The 16029-nt window shown below is 68.0% G+C and carries 16 protein-coding genes; 6 read left to right on the forward strand and 10 right to left on the reverse strand.

Annotated elements, in window-relative coordinates:
• Positions 1-5: 5 nt before the first annotated feature.
• From HSX43_RS10105 to HSX43_RS10150, 10 genes are all read right to left on the reverse strand, one after another.
• The gene (locus tag HSX43_RS10105) at positions 6-347 is read right to left on the reverse strand and encodes a hypothetical protein (protein ID WP_179379994.1); all 342 of its coding nucleotides are present in this window, start codon (positions 345-347) and stop codon (positions 6-8) included.
• Positions 344-730, reverse strand: a complete 387-nt coding sequence (locus tag HSX43_RS10110; RefSeq protein WP_179379995.1) for a response regulator — start codon at positions 728-730, stop codon at positions 344-346. The genes HSX43_RS10105 and HSX43_RS10110 overlap by 4 nt, the downstream gene beginning before the upstream one ends.
• Positions 727-1572, reverse strand: a complete 846-nt coding sequence (locus tag HSX43_RS10115; RefSeq protein ID WP_179379996.1) for a CheR family methyltransferase — start codon at positions 1570-1572, stop codon at positions 727-729. The genes HSX43_RS10110 and HSX43_RS10115 overlap by 4 nt, the downstream gene beginning before the upstream one ends.
• On the reverse strand, positions 1569-2069 hold the full coding sequence (locus tag HSX43_RS10120; RefSeq protein WP_235962606.1) for a chemotaxis protein CheW: 501 nt from the start codon (positions 2067-2069) through the stop codon (positions 1569-1571). Before HSX43_RS10120 ends, HSX43_RS10115 begins: the two co-directional genes overlap by 4 nt.
• On the reverse strand, positions 2066-4168 hold the full coding sequence (locus HSX43_RS10125) for a chemotaxis protein CheA (RefSeq protein ID WP_179379997.1): 2103 nt from the start codon (positions 4166-4168) through the stop codon (positions 2066-2068). Before HSX43_RS10125 ends, HSX43_RS10120 begins: the two co-directional genes overlap by 4 nt.
• Entirely contained in the window at positions 4168-4539 is a 372-nt protein-coding gene (locus tag HSX43_RS10130; RefSeq protein ID WP_179379998.1) for a response regulator, read from the reverse strand. Before HSX43_RS10130 ends, HSX43_RS10125 begins: the two co-directional genes overlap by 1 nt.
• Positions 4536-4829 carry an STAS domain-containing protein gene (locus tag HSX43_RS10135; protein ID WP_179379999.1) on the reverse strand — a complete coding sequence of 98 codons (294 nt, stop codon included), beginning with the start codon at positions 4827-4829 and terminating at the stop codon, positions 4536-4538. The genes HSX43_RS10130 and HSX43_RS10135 overlap by 4 nt, the downstream gene beginning before the upstream one ends.
• Before the next feature lie 97 nt (positions 4830-4926).
• Positions 4927-5895 carry a glucokinase gene (locus HSX43_RS10140; RefSeq protein ID WP_179380000.1) on the reverse strand — a complete coding sequence of 323 codons (969 nt, stop codon included), beginning with the start codon at positions 5893-5895 and terminating at the stop codon, positions 4927-4929.
• 13 nt (positions 5896-5908) lie between these two features.
• Positions 5909-7228 carry a GH1 family beta-glucosidase gene (locus HSX43_RS10145; RefSeq protein WP_179380001.1) on the reverse strand — a complete coding sequence of 440 codons (1320 nt, stop codon included), beginning with the start codon at positions 7226-7228 and terminating at the stop codon, positions 5909-5911.
• Complete coding sequence (locus HSX43_RS10150) at positions 7225-8265, reverse strand: LacI family DNA-binding transcriptional regulator (RefSeq protein ID WP_179380002.1); 1041 nt, start codon at positions 8263-8265, stop codon at positions 7225-7227. Before HSX43_RS10150 ends, HSX43_RS10145 begins: the two co-directional genes overlap by 4 nt.
• A gap of 239 nt (positions 8266-8504) precedes the next feature.
• Here HSX43_RS10150 and HSX43_RS10155 point away from each other — a divergent pair, with 239 nt between their 5' ends.
• The 6 genes from HSX43_RS10155 to HSX43_RS10180 all read left to right on the forward strand — a co-directional run bounded on the left by HSX43_RS10155 (position 8505) and on the right by HSX43_RS10180 (position 16029).
• Positions 8505-9854, forward strand: coding sequence for an ABC transporter substrate-binding protein (locus HSX43_RS10155; RefSeq protein WP_179380003.1), 1350 nt, complete (start codon positions 8505-8507; stop codon positions 9852-9854).
• Between the two features lie 67 nt (positions 9855-9921).
• Positions 9922-10923 (forward strand): carbohydrate ABC transporter permease, encoded by a 1002-nt coding sequence (locus HSX43_RS10160; protein ID WP_179380004.1) that lies wholly within the window; start codon positions 9922-9924, stop codon positions 10921-10923.
• A gap of 29 nt (positions 10924-10952) precedes the next feature.
• The gene (locus HSX43_RS10165) at positions 10953-12089 is read left to right on the forward strand and encodes a carbohydrate ABC transporter permease (protein ID WP_179380005.1); all 1137 of its coding nucleotides are present in this window, start codon (positions 10953-10955) and stop codon (positions 12087-12089) included.
• Positions 12090-12097: 8 nt separating this feature from the next.
• The gene (locus HSX43_RS10170; protein ID WP_179380006.1) at positions 12098-13750 is read left to right on the forward strand and encodes an alpha-glucosidase; all 1653 of its coding nucleotides are present in this window, start codon (positions 12098-12100) and stop codon (positions 13748-13750) included.
• Between the two features lie 21 nt (positions 13751-13771).
• On the forward strand, positions 13772-14890 hold the full coding sequence (locus HSX43_RS10175) for an ABC transporter ATP-binding protein (RefSeq protein WP_179380007.1): 1119 nt from the start codon (positions 13772-13774) through the stop codon (positions 14888-14890).
• 68 nt (positions 14891-14958) lie between these two features.
• A complete protein-coding gene (locus HSX43_RS10180; protein WP_179380008.1) occupies positions 14959-16029 on the forward strand; it encodes a hypothetical protein in 1071 nt (356 codons plus the stop codon).

Raw genomic sequence — 16029 nt, forward strand, 5'->3', positions numbered from 1 at the left:
GCGGTTCAGAGATCGAAGATATCCGGATCCGGCCCGGGCGCATGGCCGGCCTCGCCGCGCAACCGGGCCTGAAACGTGGCCTGTCTGACCCGATTTACGGCCGCTTCGGGCACGTCGGCGAGCGGGCCTCTCTCCTCGACGGCAAGCTGGTCGAAGAGCGCGGCCATGTCGGTCAGCATCTGCTGCACGCCATCGAGCGTCTGGACGTCGCGCAGCAGCGCCGGACCGGGGCCGACGGCCGAGACGAAGGGGCCGAGCGTGTGCTGAAGCCGGTCGAGCCGGCGCGCGGCATCGTGGCACTCGTCGGCCAGACGGCCCGCGAAAGTCGGTTTCGGGGTCTGGCTCACAGGCGGCCGACGACGGATTCGATGCAGGATTGAAGCTGCGGTGGCGTGAAGGGCTTCGTCAGGAAGTTGTTCATTCCGAGGCTGCGGCCCGCGGCGAGCACCTTCTCGTCGCCGCGCCCGCTGACGAGGATGAAGCCGATCTTTGCGGTCGCGGGGTCGGCGCGGAGGTGCTGAAGCAGTTGCAGACCGTTCAACTCGGGCATGTAGAGGTCCGACAGCACGAGGTGCGGCGCGGTCTGCCGGGCCTGGGACATGCCGGTACGACCGTTGTCGGCATAGGCGACGTTTGAAATGCCCAGCGTGTCGAGGGCCTGGAGGAGGATGCCCCGGCTCGTCGACATGTCGTCGACGACAAGGATGCGGAGAACGTCGCGCAGGCTCATGCGGTAGCCTTCGACGGCAGGTCGCGCGCGCCGGTGCGTTGAAAGGCGGTCCGCCCCACGGGTCGCAGATCGCCCGCGCCGTCGCGCAACCGCTCGGAATGCCCGAGCGCGAGCAGGCCGCCGGGCCGCAGCTGCGCGCGCAGGTTGGCATGGACGCGGGTTTGCGCGGGGGGGCTGAAATAGATCGTCACGTTGCGGCAGAAGATGGCATCGAACCCCAGCGTCTCCTCGAGCGGGTGGAGCAGGTTGTGCACCGTGTAGCGGATGCCGGACTGAAGCGATGCGAAGAGCCGTTCGGGGGTGCCGACGGCGGGATCTGCGTCGCCCGGCACCGGGCCCCGCGACAGCGCCGCCATGAGGGCCGCATCGGGGGTGCGGTTTCCTGCGGCCTCGATCACCTCCGCGTCCACGTCCGTCGCGAGGATTTCGCACCGATGCGCCCACATCGGGCCGAGGTGTGTCCGGCAGACGGCCGCGATCGACAGGGGTTCCTCGCCGGTGGAACAGCCGGCCGACCAGACCCTGAAGCGCGGATGCCGGCCGACGGACAGATGGGCGCGCAGGCGGTCGGCGAGCAGATCGAAATGATGCGGCTCCCGGTAGATGCCGGTCACGTTGGTCGTGAGGGCCGAGACGAAGTGACGTCTCTCCGCGCGGCCGGCGGCGTCGTTCGCGTTGAGCAGCCCGAGATAGGCGTCGAAATCCGCAAGTCCGGTCCGGCGCAGGCGGCGCTGCAACCGGGAGGTCACGAAGGTGCGTTTCGCCGGCGGCATGTGCAGCCCGGCCTCCGTCTCGGCCATGGCGGCGAGCGCCGCATACTGATCGGGACGGAGGGCAATCACGCGAGACCGGCTCCGGCAGAACCGGCGACGACCGGCAGGACACGTTCGGTCGAGAGCACCTGGATCATCGTGTCCTCGACGACGAATAGGCGTTCGGCAAGCTGTGTCGCGCCCTCCGCCTCGAGGTTGGGCACCTCCTGCAGCTGCTCGAGCGTCGGATGCACGATGTCGGAGACGGCCTCCACCAGAAGGCCGTGAACGCGGCGATCCTCCTGAATGACAATGATGACGTTGCGCGGATTGTCCTCCGTCCGGGCCTGGCCCAGCCGTTCGGCCAGATCCATGACCGGCAGCACCGAGCCGCGCAGGTTGACCATGCCGCGCATGTAGGGCGGGGCGTGGGGCATGGGGGTCGGCTCGCTCCAGCTGCGGATCTCGCGCACGGACATGATGTCGACAGCGTAGCTCTGACCGCCGCATTGGAAGGTCAGGAGCTCCTGCGTGACGGGGTCGGGTGGCGGAGCGGCTGCATCTGTGTCCATGAGCGGGTCGGTCATACGGCAATGGCCTCCTTCGGCTGCGCCCCCTGGCCGCGGTGCAGCCCGCGCATCGCCGCGATCCCGGACGGATCGACGATGAGCGCGACCTGGCCGTCCCCTAGGATGGTGGCCGCCGATACGCAGGGCACGTGACCGAAGTTGTCTCCGAGGCCCTTGATGACGACCTGGCGCTGCGCTTCGATCGCGTCGACGCACAGAGCGAAGGGGCCGCTGTCGTCGGGTTCCACGAAGAGAAGGGCGGTGTCCTCGTCCTCGGTTCCGTCCGGGGCAACCGTGCCGAACCCCATCGCCTCCGCGAGGTCGAGGAGGGGGACGAAACGTCCCTGCAGAGCCACGACGCGCTTCGCGGCCCCGAGGCGCTCGACCCGCGCGGCGGCGAGCGTCTGGGTCTCGACGATGGCCGAGAGCGGAAGAACCATGCGTTGGCGTCCGCTGCGCACGATCATGCCGTCGAGGATGGCGAGGGTCAGCGGCAAGCTGATCGAGAGGGTGCAGCCGGCACCTTCGACTGAATTGATCGAGATGGTGCCGTTCAGGTCGCGGATGGCGCGCTGGACCACGTCCATACCGACACCGCGCCCCGACAGCGCGGAGACCTCCGCCGAGGTGGAAAACCCGGGCAGGAAGAGGAGCCGGTCGATCTCCACCGGTTCGAGGGACCGATCGGGAGGGACGAGGCCACGTTCGGTCGCGCGTTTCAGGACGCGGGCGCGGTCGATGCCGCGCCCGTCGTCGGAGACTTCGATGACCACGCGATCGGATTGTTGCCGCGCACTGAGCCGGACGATACCGGTCGCGGGCTTGCCCGCGGCGGCGCGCGCGCCCGGCTCTTCGAGGCCGTGGTCGATGGCGTTCCGGATCATATGCGTCAACGGATCGGCGAGGCGTTCGACCACCGTCTTGTCGATCTCCGTGGCCTCGCCGTCGGTGACGAGTCGGACGTCCTTGGCGGTGGCCTGCGCCGCCTCGCGGACGATGCGGGTCATGCGCTGGAAGAGCGATTTCACGGGCTGCGCGCGGATCGACATGACGCTGTCCTGCATGTCGCGGGTCAGTTGCTGCAGCTCTTCGAGGGTGGTGACCGCCTCGGAGTGCTGATCGAGACCGGCACGCGCCATGCCCTGTGCGAGCATCGACTGGCTGATGACGAGTTCGCCGACGAGGTTCACGAGCCGGTCCACCCGGCCGAGGTCGACCCGGATGGTGGCACCGACGGCGGAAACCGGACGACCGGTCTCGGTCGGGACGGATGCCGCGGTGCGCGTGGGTCGGAGCGGCGTCGGAGCCGGCTTGGGGGGCGTCTCCGACGGGGCGGGCGTCAACGCATCGGCGGCCAGGGGACCGCGCGGCGTGATCTGCAACACGCAGAGATCGACGGCGAATTCGAAGATGCTCTCGACCTCGGTCTCCGTCAGATCGGTGGCCGAGGGCGTCAGAAGGATGCGCCAGCGCAGGCGGGCGACGCGCGGATCCATCGCCGTCAGCGTCGGCAAGTCACCGTCGAGGCATTCGACCTCGATCCGCCCCAGCACCTCGAGCGCGCGGAACAGGAAGAGCGGCTCGTTCCCGCTGGCGAGGAGGTCGGGCAGGGGCTCGAAGAGGATCTCCCAGGCCTCGGGCGGGCGTGCGGATTCGGGCTCCGGCACAAGGCCGAGGTCGATCATCACCGGCGCAAATCCCGTCGTCGCCTCCGCGCCGGGCGGATGGCCGTCGGTGCCATCGGCACCTGTGTCGAGGGCGCGCAGCTCGGCGGGGTCGGGGGCGGCGACGTCCGTCCCGGCCTGCGCGGCGGCCACGAGGTCGGCGAGCGCGTCGCTCGCGCGCAGGAAGACGGCGATGACGTCGGGGTCGGGGGCGAGACGGCCGACGCGGAGACCGTCGAGGGCCGTCTCGAACTCGTGGGCATAGGTGACGAGAGCTGCCAGGTCGAAGGCCCCAGCTCCCCCTTTGATCGAGTGGACCGCGCGGAACACGCCGTCGACGGTATCGGGCCCGACCTCACCGGCCTGCAACGCAAGAAGGCCGGCCTCGAGCGTCTCGAGAAGTTCGGCGCATTCCTCGAAGAAGGTGGCCCTGATCGCGTCGAGCGGATCCATCAGCCCAGTCCGGTCACTGTGCGCAGGGCACCAACGAGGCGTGCCGGGTCGAACGGCTTGACGATCCAGCCAGTCGCTCCGGCGGCACGGGCGCGCAGCTTGAGCTCCCGCGCGCTTTCGGTCGTCAGCACGAGGATCGGGATGCCGGCGTAGTCGGCGCGCTCCCGCACCTTGTTGATGAAGCCGAAGCCGTCGAGGCGCGGCATGTTCACATCGGTCAGGATCGCATCGGGCGGGGCGTCGAGCGTGTCGAGGACCTCGAGCCCTTGGATGCCGTCCTCGGCAAGCTGCGTCTCGATACCTTCCCGCTCGAGCGTGAGGCGGACCATGTCCCGGATCGTCCGGCTGTCGTCGATGGCGAGAACCCTCATACCGGTCCTCCGGTCCGCAGCCGGTCGAGCGATACCCCGAGCGTCCCGATCGCGTCGAGGAACCCGGAGGAGGGTGCGGTGATGGCGAGGGCGCGGTCCTGCGCGCCCTGATGGTCGCGGGCGGCCATCAGAATCTGCAGACCCGGCGTCGTGACGTGGACGACCGCGGAGGCATCGAGCGCCAGATCCCCGGCGCGCGCGAGAAGGTCGTCCCGCAGGCGGATGGCCGCCGCCATGTCGAGGCGCTCGGGGAGGACGATGGTCTCGCCTGCCGTGCCGGGGGCCGTCATCGCATGTGCCGACGCATCGTGTCGCCTCTCATCGTTTCGATGGGGCGACGACTACGGACACTTCGCTAAGAAAGGGTTACGACCCGGGGTCTTGCCTTCAGATTTCGCCGGCGCGCGTCACGATCTCCTGGAGATGCGCCGCCCCGCCCGCCAGCGCCGCGAAATCGTCGTTCACGAGCGAGACGGAGAAGTTCGACATGAACCCGGCGAAGCGGCCCTTGTCGCGGAACGCGCCGTCGAAATTCATCACCTCGAGATACGGTCCCATGGCCCGGGCAACGCCGCCGACGAGGTAGATCCCGCCGAGCGGCAGATGGATGAGCGCGAGGTTGCCGGCGACGGTGCCGAGAATCCGGATGAACTGGCGCACCGCGGCTTCGGCGCGGGGGTTGCTGTCGAGCTGGCTCATGATCTCGGCGGCGCGCAGGTCGTCGGGAGTGCCGGCCTCGGTAGCGAGCCAGCGGTAGACGCGTTCGAGGCCGCGGCCCGAGAGCACATCCTCGATCGCGGGGAAGCCATGGGTCGTCGAGACGAAGTTGCAGAGCCTGAGCTCGGCCTCGTTCCGCACGGGCAGGTTGGCGTGACCCGCTTCCGATGCCGGCACAAGGCGGCCATGCGGCGTATCGTGCACCGGAGCCGCGTTGAAGCCGGTGCCGACGCCGATGACGAGCTTGCTCTCCTGCGGCAGAACGGGCCCCTCGATGACGGTTCGGCATTTGTCGGCGGGCACGTGGCCGAGCGCGTGGCCTTGGGCCTGAAGGTCGTTGAGGATGGCGGCGTGGCGCGCGCCGGTGGCCTCGATCAGGCGCGTCGCGTCGATGGACCAGTCGAGGTTGGTGAGCTCCGCACGCCCGTCGGCCACGGGCCCGGCGACGGCGACGCAGGCCCCGAGCGGTTCGGGACAGGCCTGCTCCTCGCGGTAGCGGGCGAGGACGGGGGCGAGGTTGGCATGGTCGCTGTTGGCGTAGCGGCGGATCGTCTCTGGGCGTACGCGGTCTCCCTCGGCGAGGGCGACGCGGGTGTTGGTGCCGCCCACGTCGGCCACGAGAAAGAGCGGATCTGACATGGCGCTCCCCGTATCAATCGGCCAGGGCGCGGGCAAGCGCGTGGTAGCTCGCCTTGGGCGTGCGGGTCTGGGTGGCGAAGTCGACGTGGACGATGCCGAAGCGCTTGCCGTAGCCGAGCGCCCATTCGTAGTTGTCGAGAAGCGACCAGACGGTGTAGCCGCGCAGCGGCAGCCCCTCGGCGGCGATGGCGCGGGCGATGTCGACATGGGCATCGAGGTAGGCGATGCGCGCGTCGTCCGGAACGTCCGCGCGGTCGGGGTTGGCCATGCCGTTCTCGGTGACGTAGAGCGGCAGATCGCCCGAGTAGTCGCGAATGGTTCGCCGCAGGAGCCAGTCGAACCCTTCGGGGCAGATCTCCCAGCCCATGTCGGTCTTGGGCAGGGGGCCGGGCACCATGTCGTGGGCGGGCCAGGGGCCGTCGGTCGCCTTGAGGCGCTGGCAGGTGTAGTAGTTCACACCAAACCAATCAATGGGTTGCGAGATGGTTTTCATGTCGTCTTGCCAGCCTTCGGGCATGTGCGGGGCAAGGCCTTCGAGGATGTCCTCGGGATAAGCCCCCTTGAGGAAAGCCCCCGGGAACCAGCGGTTGTAGATCCCGTCGTAGGTGCGGGCGGCGCGCTCGTCGGCCTCGCCGTCGCCGTGGGGGATCGCATATTCCATGTTGCAGACCGCGCCGAGGTTCTGCGCCGGCGTGCTGCGCAGGGCCTCGATGGCGAGGCCGTGGGCGAGGGCGACGTGGTGCATCGCCTTGCCCGCGGCCCCGAGATCGCTCAGCCCCGGCGCGTGCTGGCCTAGGTAGTGGCTGAGCCAGGCGACGCACCAGGGCTCGTTGATGGGCGCGGTCGACCAGAGCCGGTCGCCGAGGCGGTTACCGATGAGGTGGGCGAACTCGGCGAAGCGCTCCGGGATCTCCCGGATCGTCCAGCCACCCTTGAGCCCGAGCGCGGCGGGCAGCTCCCAGTGATAGAGCGTCGCCATGGGTTTCAGCCCGCGTTCGAGCATTCCGTCGACGAGGCGGTCGTAGAAGTCGAGCCCCTCGGCGTTCACCTTGCGACCATCGGGCATGACCCGCGCCCAGGACGTGGAGAAGCGATAGGCGTCGAAGCCCGCGTCGCGCAGCAGGTCGAGGTCTTCGGGCCAGCGGTGATAGTGGTCGCAGGCGATCTGGCCGTTCTCGCCGTTCACGACCTTGCCGGGGATCGCGGCGAAGCTGTCCCAATGGGTGCGGCCGGCCTGCCCATGGGCGTGGCCCTCGATCTGATAGGCGGAGGTGGCGGCCGCGAAGAGGAAGCCCTCGGGGAAGTCGCTGCGTCGGAAGGAGAGGGTCGTCATCGGGGTCTTTCGCTGTCGGGGGCGGGGCCGGTCGATCCGCCGAGGACGAGGTCGCATTCCCAGACCTCCTGCACGGGATCGGTGACGGCACCGCGGATGAGGTCGAGGAGAAGCTCCGCGCAGCGCCGCCCGGCGGCCCGGACGGAGGAGCGGGTCGCGGTGAAGATCGGAACGTCGCGGCCGTTCAGAAGATAGCTCAGCATGTCGTCGTGGATGACGACCGAGATGTCGCGGCCGAGGGCGAGGCCGCGCTCCTGGATGGCGCGACGCACGCCGATGGCCATGATGTGCGACGAGACGAGGAAGGCGGTCGGCGGCATCTCCGCGTCGAGCATTTCGGCGGCCCCGGCGTGGCCCTGGTGTTCCGTCATCTCGCAGGACGACAGCAGGTCGGGGTCGGGCGTCACGCCGCGGGCGCTGCAGGCCGCGAAGAAGCCCGCGCGGCGGCGGCGTGCGAAATCCATCCCCTCGAGCCCGTTGAGGAAGCCGATACGCCGGTGCCCGAGATCGAGGAGCAGGTCGGTCGCGCGCTGGAAGGCGCGCTGGTTGTCGACGTCGACGAAGCTGTAATCGGTGCGCGCCACCGGGGCGCGGCCGTGGACGACGAAGGGCAGGCCGGTGGTCTGCAGGAGCGCGATGCGCGGATCGTCGTCGCGGGGGCCGTGCACGATGAGACCGTCGACGCTGCCCGCGTCGGCCATCTGGCGATAGGCGCGCTCCTCGTCGCCGTCCGGGACGACCGACAGCAGCATGTCGTAGCCGGCCGCGGCATAGACCTCGCCCGCGCCGGCGATGAAATCGGCGAAGATCGGGTTCACCATCTCGTGGTTGAGGGCCGTGGGAATCACGTGGCCGATCGCCATGGCGCGCCCCGTGGCGAGCGACGCGGCGCGGCGGTTCGGGCGATAGCCGTGCTCGGCGGCGGCCTGCATCACCCGCCGGCGCGTCTCCTCCTTGACCTCGGGATAGCCGCCGAGCGCACGGCTGACCGTCGTGGGCGACAGGCCCAGCAGTTCCGAGAATTGCTTGAGGTTCACGCGAATGCCGTTTTCAAACCGATTTAAATTATGGGTGGCACATTCGTGCGAGGGCGTCAATCGCCGGACCGCGCCGAGATTCCCGGCACGGCGCGATTGACCCCACGGTCAATGATGTTCCTGCAGGGTTCCCGTTGACACTGTCGTGAAACTGTCTGAGGTTGCGTCTTGTCAAAGCGGTTTAAAAACATTGCCGCAATGCAGCAACAGACGCGGAGACTGCTCCGCTGGGAGGATACATGAAGAACCTGTTGACCGGCACCGCGCTGGCCGTCCTGGGTGCGGGCATCGCGCAGGCCGACGGACATCTGACGTTCACACCGGGCGAAGGTGATTTCAACTGGGACAGCCTGACGGCCTTCGGGGAGGCGCACGACCTGTCGGGCCAGACCATCACCATGTTCGGTCCCTGGCGCGGGGACGACCAGGCGCTCGTCGAGAGCGTGCTGGCCTATTTCGAGGATGCGACCGGCGCGAACGTCGAATACTCGTCGTCGGAAAACTACGAGCAGCAGATCGTCATCGACGCCGAAGCCGGCAGCCCGCCCGACATTGCGGTTCTCCCGCAGCCGGGCCTCATCGGGAACCTGGCGAGCCGCGGCTTCATCCAGCCGCTGGGCGAGGAGACGCAGGCCTGGCTGCAGGAAAACTACGCCGCCGGCGACAGCTGGGTCAGCCTCGGCACCTACGCGGGCGAGGACGGGGAGGAGCGGCTCTATGCGTTCCCCTACAAGATCGACGTGAAATCGCTCGTCTGGTACGTGCCGGAGAACTTCGAGGACGCGGGCTACGAGGTGCCCGAGACCATGGAGGACCTGAAGGCGCTGACCGAGCAGATCGCGGCCGACGGGGAGACGCCCTGGTGCATCGGCCTCGGCTCCGGCGGCGCGACCGGCTGGCCCGCGACCGACTGGGTCGAGGACATGATGCTGCGCACGCAGCCGCCGGAGACCTACGACGCCTGGGTGTCGAACGAGATCCCCTTCGACGATCCGGCCGTGATCGGCGCGATCGAGGAGTTCGGCTACTTCGCGCGCAACGACGACTTCGTCGCCGGCGGGGCCGGGGCCGTGGCCTCGACCGACTTCCGCGACAGCCCCAAGGGCCTCTTCGCGTCGCCGCCGCAGTGCTACATGCACCACCAGGCGAGCTTCATCCCGACCTTCTTCCCCGAAGGCACGGAGCTTGGGCTCGACGCCGACTTCTTCTACATGCCGGCCTATGCCGAGAAGGATCTCGGCAGCCCGGTGCTGGGCGCGGGCACGCTCGCGTTCAAGATGACTGAGAACGCTGCAGCCGATGTCTTCATGGAGTTCCTGAAGACGCCCATCGCGCATGAGCTCTGGATGGCGCAGTCGGGCTTCCTGACGCCGCACACGGGCGTCAACACCGAGACCTACGCCAACAACACGCTCAAGAAGCAGGGCGAGATCCTGCTCGACGCGACGACCTTCCGCTTCGACGCATCCGACCTGATGCCGGGCGCGGTGGGCGCGGGGAGCTTCTGGACGGGTATGGTCGACTACGCCGGCGGCAAGTCCGCCGAGGAGGTCGCCGCCGAGATCCAGCAGAGCTGGCCGGCCGAGTAGGCCACGCGAAAGGGGCCGCCCCGCACGGGCGGCCCCACGACAGCGGAGATGACCCGGAGGTGGGGCGATGAACCCGGCGGTACTCGGACTGATAACGATCATCCTCGGGGTCGGCGGTTGCGTCGGCTACTTTTGGGCGTCGAACTTCGTGCTCGACCGCTTCCTCTTTCCGGCAAGCGGCCCGAATGCCGGGCGCAACATCAACCGCGCCAATGCGATCCGGCCCTGGCTCTTCCTGGCCCCGGCGCTCCTCGCGCTCGGCCTCTACCTCGCCTACCCGGTCGTCGCGACCTTCTGGCTCTCGCTGCATGACCGCGCGGCGGGCGGCAACGTCTTCGTCGGGCTCGACAATTATTCGCAGATGCTGGGTGAGGCGAAGTTCCGCGAGGCGATCTTCAACAACATGATGTGGCTCATCGTGGTGCCCGCCGCCTCGACGGCCTTCGGCCTCCTCGCCGCGCAGCTGACCGACCGGATCGGCTGGGGCAGCCTCGCGAAGTCGCTCATCTTCATGCCGATGGCGATTTCCTTCGTCGGAGCCTCTGTCATCTGGAAGCTGATCTACGACGCGCGCCCCGAGGGCACCGACCAGATCGGCGTGCTGAACGCGGTGGTGACGTTCTTCGGGGGCGAGCCGCAGCAATGGCTGACGATCCAGCCTTGGAACAACCTGATGCTGATGATCGTGCTGATCTGGATCCAGACCGGCTTCGCCATGGTCATCCTCGGCGCCGCGCTGCGCGGCATCCCGGAGGAGACGGTGGAAGCTGCGATCCTCGACGGGGCGAGCCCCTGGCAGATCTTCTTCAAGATCAAGGTGCCGCAGATCATGCCGACCATCGTCGTGGTCTGGACGACGATCACCCTCGTCGTGCTCAAGGTCTTCGACATCGTGCTCGCCATGACCAACGGCCAGTGGGAGACGCAGGTTCTGGCCAACTACATGTACGACAAGCTCTTCCGGTCGTTCGACTGGGGCGTCGGCTCGGCGGCGGCGATGATCATCATGCTGCTCGTCAGCCCGATCCTCGTGTGGAACGTCTACAACGCCCGCAAGGAGATGCGCTGACATGGCCCTCGACCGCACGGGAGAAAGACATGGATAACATCGCCGGCACCAAGTCGTCGCTGACCTGGGCAGTCCACATCTCGGTCGTCATCCTCGTGGCGCTCTGGCTCTTTCCGACCGTCGGGCTCTTCGTGTCGTCCTTCCGCACGGGCGACCAGATCGCGAGCTCCGGCTGGTGGAAGGCGCTCTCGACGCAGGAGGCGCAGATGTCGCCCATCCGCGTCGCGGGCGAGGAGGCCCCGGGCGCGGACGGCTTCTTGATCGAGGGCACGCTCGTGCAGGGCGACACGACCGTCAGCGCCTGGGGCACCTCGTCGCGCGAGCCGGAGGCTTATGCGCCCGGCGAGACGGCGGACCTGCGCGACGGGCAGACGCTGACGGTCGAGGCGGATTCGACCTACGTGCTGACCTCGCCCGAGACGACGGAGGGCACGCGGTTGCCGCGCGTCTTCCTCACCGCGTCGAGCCCGCCCGAGTTCACGCTCGGCAACTACGAGGAGGTGCTGACCTCCGGCACCGCGGGGGCGGGGATCCTGCAGTCCTTCATCAACACGCTCACCGTCAGCATCCCGGCGACGATCATCCCGATCCTCGTGGCGGCCTTCGCGGCCTATGCGCTGGCCTGGATGGAGTTTCCGGGCCGCGCGCTCCTGATCGCGGCGATCGTGGGCCTTCTGGTCGTGCCGTTGCAGCTGGCGCTCATCCCGCTTCTGCAGTTCCACAACGCGATCGGGATCGGGAAGGGATACCTCGGCGTCTGGATGGCGCATACCGGCTTCGGCCTGCCGCTCGCGATCTATCTCTTGCGCAATTACATGGTCGGGCTGCCACGCGACATCATCGAGAATGCCAAGGTCGACGGGGCCAGCGATTTCCAGATCTTCGTCAAGATCATCCTGCCGCTGTCCTTCCCGGCGCTCGCGAGCTTCGCGATCTTCCAGTTCCTCTGGACGTGGAACGACCTCCTCGTCGCGCTCGTCTTCCTCGGTGCGGACGACGAGTCGCTCGTGCTGACGGGGCGGCTCGTGAATCTCCTCGGCTCGCGCGGCGGCGAATGGGAGATCCTGGCGACCTCGGCCTTCATTTCGATCGCGGTGCCCCTGGTGGTGTTCTTCGCGATGCAACGTTATCTGGTGCGCGGCCTCCTGGCCGGTTCCGTCAAGTAGGATTTTCGATGACCGCCACTGCGACCAACGCGGCCCCTGCCGCCGTTCCCGCGCCCGACCTCGACTGGTGGCGCGGGGGTGCGATCTATCAGATCTATCCGCGCTCCTTCCAGGACAGCACGGGCGACGGCATCGGCGATCTTGCCGGCATCGCCGAGCGCCTGCCGCATGTCGCCTCGCTCGGCGTCGACGCGATCTGGATCAGCCCGTTCTTCACCTCGCCGATGAAGGATTTCGGATACGACGTGAGCGATTATCGCGGCGTCGATCCGATGTTCGGCACGCTGGCCGACTTCGAGCGTCTGATCGAGGTGGCGCACGGGCTCGGGCTCCGGGTGATGATCGACCTCGTGCTGTCGCACTCCTCGATCGAGCACCCCTGGTTCACGGAGAGCCGGTCGAGCCGGACGAACCCCAAGGCCGACTGGTACGTCTGGGCCGATCCGAAGCCCGACGGCACACCGCCCAACAACTGGCTGTCGATCTTCGGCGGGCCGGCTTGGCATTGGGACGGCAAGCGGCACCAGTACTATCTGCACAACTTCCTCGAGTCGCAGCCCGACCTGAACCTGCACACGCCCGAGGTGCAGGAGGAGCTGCTCGACATCACGCGGTTCTGGCTCGAGAAGGGGGTCGACGGCTTCCGCCTCGACACGATCAACTTCTACTTCGCGGACAAGCACCTGCGCGACAATCCGGCGCTGCCGCCCGAGCGGCGGAACGCGAACATCGCGCCGAGCGTCAATCCGTACAATCATCAGGAGCACATCTACTCCAAGAACCAGCCCGAGAACCTGGCCTTCCTGAAACGATTCCGCGCGCTCCTCGACGAATACCCCGGCGCGGCCGCCGTGGGCGAGGTCGGCGACGCGCAGCTCGGGATGGAACTCCTCGGCCAGTACACGCGGGCGGGGCAGGGGGTGCAGATGTGCTATGCCTTCGACTTCCTCGCGCCAGAGCGCCTGACGGCGGCACGGATCGTCGACGTCTTCCACCACCTCGAACATGCGGCCCCCGACGGCTGGGCCTGCTGGGCGTTCTCGAACCACGACGTCACCCGGCACGTCACCCGCTGGGGCCTCACGCCCGAGGGCGTGCGGATGTATGCGGCGCTCATCTGCGCGCTGCGCGGCTCGGTCTGCTTCTATCAGGGCGAGGAGCTCGGCCTGACCGAGGCCGACGTCGCCTTCGAGGATCTGCAGGATCCCTATGGCATCGAGTTCTGGCCCGAGTACAAGGGCCGTGACGGCTGCCGTACCCCGATGGTCTGGGAGCCGTCGAACGACACCGGCGGCTTCAGCAGGGCGAAACCCTGGCTGCCGGTCGCACCCGAGCATCTGTCGCAGTCGGTCGCCGCGCAGGAGGGGCGGGAGGACGCGCTTCTGCACCATTACCGCCGCGTGATCGCGATGCGCAGCGCCCATCCGGTCCTGCGCAAGGGGGATCAGGCGGAGCTTACGGCCACGGGCGAGGTGCTGAGCTTTCTGCGCACGGACGGGACGGAGCGCATCTTCTGTGCGTTCAACATGGGCGAGACGGCGGCGGAGGTCGCCCTGCCGCTGGGGGCGTGGCACCCGATCGAGGGGATCGGCGGCACCGAACCCGCGGACGAGACATTGCGGCTCGATGCCTGGGGCTATGCGCTCCTGCGCGCGGGTTGAGGCGAGAGAAGGGAGGACGACATGGCGAACGTCAAGCTGACGGATGTGTCCAAGATCTACGGCGGCCAGGTCGAGGTTCTGAAGGACATCGACCTCGACATCGAGACCGGCGAACTCGTGGTCTTCGTCGGGCCCTCGGGTTGCGGCAAGTCAACGCTTCTGCGGATGATCGCGGGGCTGGAGAAGATCTCGGGCGGCACGCTCGAGATCGACGGGCAGGTCGTGAACGACATCCCGCCGAGCCAGCGCGGCATCGCCATGGTCTTCCAGTCCTACGCGCTTTACCCGCATATGACCGTGCGCGAGAACATGGCCTTCGCGCTCAACATCGCGAAGATGCCGAAGGCGGAGATCGACGCGGCCGTCGATGCCGCCGCCGCCAAGCTGCAACTGACCGAATACCTCGACCGGCTGCCCAAGGCGCTCTCGGGCGGACAACGGCAGCGGGTCGCGATCGGCCGGGCGGTGGTGCGCTCGCCCAAGGTCTACCTCTTCGACGAGCCGCTCTCGAACCTCGACGCGGCGCTGCGCGTGGCCACGCGGATCGAGATCGCGCAATTGAAGGAGCAGATGCCCGACTCGACCATGATCTACGTCACCCACGACCAGGTGGAGGCGATGACCCTGGCGAGCCGGATCGTCGTGCTCGACGCGCTCAAGGACAACGGACACAAGTATTCCATCGCCCAGGTCGGCAGCCCGCTGGAGCTCTACGAGACGCCCAACTCCGAGTTCGTGGCGAAATTCATCGGCTCGCCCTCCATGAACCTGCTCGCCGGAGAGATCGTGGGCACCGGCGAGACGACGACGCTCAAGCTCAAGGAGGGGGGCGGAACCATCACCTCCGCCGTGCCCTCCACCCCAGAGGACATGGGAGCCGAGGTCAACGTCGGAATCCGGCCCGAGGACGCGCAGGAGACGACGGGCGACGACTATGCCTACGAGGGCACGGTGGAGGTGCGCGAGAGTCTGGGCGAGGTGACGCTGATCTACTTCGAGCGGTCCGCACCCGAGCATGATCCGGTCATCGCCAAGCTGCCGGGCATCCACACCGGCCTGCGCGGAAAGACGATGCGCCTGACCGCGAAGCCGGAAAAAGTGCATGTCTTCCGAAACGGAGTGTCTCTGCTTTATCGCTGAGGTGCCCGATTTTGGCCGCAGTCGGGGCGCAGGATAGGAGCCTGTCCGTTCCTGTCCCGGAGGCCCCGATGGCTGTCCTGCGTTTTGTTTATGCCCTCTACCTGCGCCTTACCGGTCTCGGCCTGTTGCTGGCCGCAGGGGGGTATTTTGCGATCATGCGCATGGCCGCGGAGACCGCCGCGCCGGTCGAACCGCTGCCGCTCTGGGTTCCGGGTGCGCTCGGGGCGCTTGGGCTTCTGCTGCTGGTGCCGTGGTGGCTGCCCGGGGGCATGCGCCGACCGGCGCGGGGCCGCGACCTGATCTGGCTTGCGCCGCACATGGCGATCGCCGCGCTCTACCCGAAGCTCGAGGGCCCGCTCTACGCCGGGCTCGGCCGGATGGCGCAGGTGCCGCCGGAGGTCGCCGCCCAGCTAAGACCCGTCGATCCGATCTGGTGGCTGCTGCCGCCGGCGGCGCTCATGGTCCTGCTGGTCCTGCCGGGGATGCGTCGGGCCGGCTCCGATACCTCCCGCCCCGACCCGGACGACCCGGCCAAAGCCATTCCGGTCGAGGAGGCGAAGCCCGTTCCCCTCCCGACCGAGAAGAAGCTGCCCGCGCTCGGGGCGGCGATGAAACTCTACATCGCGGCCGACTGGCTTATGCTGCGCCTCATGGGCCTCGGCCTCATGGCGACCGCCTACATGATGTGGACGATGATCGAGGGCGGCCGTGTCGCGCGCGCCGAGGCGCTCGCCTACGGGAAGGAGCCGATGACGGCGGTCTACGTCTACGTGGTCGTTGGCGCCATCCTTGCGCTACCGTTCCTGCTGCCGCGGCGCATCGCGCGGCCGCATAACGTGATCTACGGCCTGCTGAAAGCCGTGCTGCTCGTCGGTGCAGCCTTTGTCCTGATCGCGCCGCTCAACATCGCGATCGTCACCTTCACGCCAGACATCTACCACGCGACCCTCGAGGAAACCGTGCCCCGTCTCTTCAAGGCGATCTGCGGCGTGGCGGTGACCTCGGCGCTCCTGATCTCCTTCTTCCGGCAACTGGGTGGCTTGCCTGCGGTGGATTACAAGGGCGACCCGAAGGTGCAGATGTCGTCGAGCCAGCTTCACGACCTGCGCAAGGCGCGGATGCCGGGCACTGGGGCCTGA

The organism is Jannaschia marina (genome assembly GCF_013404595.1).
Classification (GTDB): Bacteria; Pseudomonadota; Alphaproteobacteria; order Rhodobacterales; family Rhodobacteraceae; genus Jannaschia; species Jannaschia marina.

What these genes read in the sequence shown, in the direction of transcription:
- HSX43_RS10110 (WP_179379995.1), bottom strand. Translation starts at nt 730, where the DNA reads ATGAGCCTGCGCGACGTTCTCCGCATCCTTGTCGTCGACGACATGTCG.
- HSX43_RS10120 (WP_235962606.1), bottom strand. Translation starts at nt 2,069, where the DNA reads ATGACCGACCCGCTCATGGACACAGATGCAGCCGCTCCGCCACCCGAC.
- HSX43_RS10125 (WP_179379997.1), bottom strand. Translation starts at nt 4,168, where the DNA reads ATGGATCCGCTCGACGCGATCAGGGCCACCTTCTTCGAGGAATGCGCC.
- HSX43_RS10130 (WP_179379998.1), bottom strand. Translation starts at nt 4,539, where the DNA reads ATGAGGGTTCTCGCCATCGACGACAGCCGGACGATCCGGGACATGGTC.
- HSX43_RS10135 (WP_179379999.1), bottom strand. Translation starts at nt 4,829, where the DNA reads ATGACGGCCCCCGGCACGGCAGGCGAGACCATCGTCCTCCCCGAGCGC.
- HSX43_RS10140 (WP_179380000.1), bottom strand. Translation starts at nt 5,895, where the DNA reads ATGTCAGATCCGCTCTTTCTCGTGGCCGACGTGGGCGGCACCAACACC.
- HSX43_RS10145 (WP_179380001.1), bottom strand. Translation starts at nt 7,228, where the DNA reads ATGACGACCCTCTCCTTCCGACGCAGCGACTTCCCCGAGGGCTTCCTC.
- HSX43_RS10155 (WP_179380003.1), top strand. Translation starts at nt 8,505, where the DNA reads ATGAAGAACCTGTTGACCGGCACCGCGCTGGCCGTCCTGGGTGCGGGC.
- HSX43_RS10160 (WP_179380004.1), top strand. Translation starts at nt 9,922, where the DNA reads ATGAACCCGGCGGTACTCGGACTGATAACGATCATCCTCGGGGTCGGC.
- HSX43_RS10165 (WP_179380005.1), top strand. Translation starts at nt 10,953, where the DNA reads ATGGATAACATCGCCGGCACCAAGTCGTCGCTGACCTGGGCAGTCCAC.
- HSX43_RS10170 (WP_179380006.1), top strand. Translation starts at nt 12,098, where the DNA reads ATGACCGCCACTGCGACCAACGCGGCCCCTGCCGCCGTTCCCGCGCCC.
- HSX43_RS10175 (WP_179380007.1), top strand. Translation starts at nt 13,772, where the DNA reads ATGGCGAACGTCAAGCTGACGGATGTGTCCAAGATCTACGGCGGCCAG.
- HSX43_RS10180 (WP_179380008.1), top strand. Translation starts at nt 14,959, where the DNA reads ATGGCTGTCCTGCGTTTTGTTTATGCCCTCTACCTGCGCCTTACCGGT.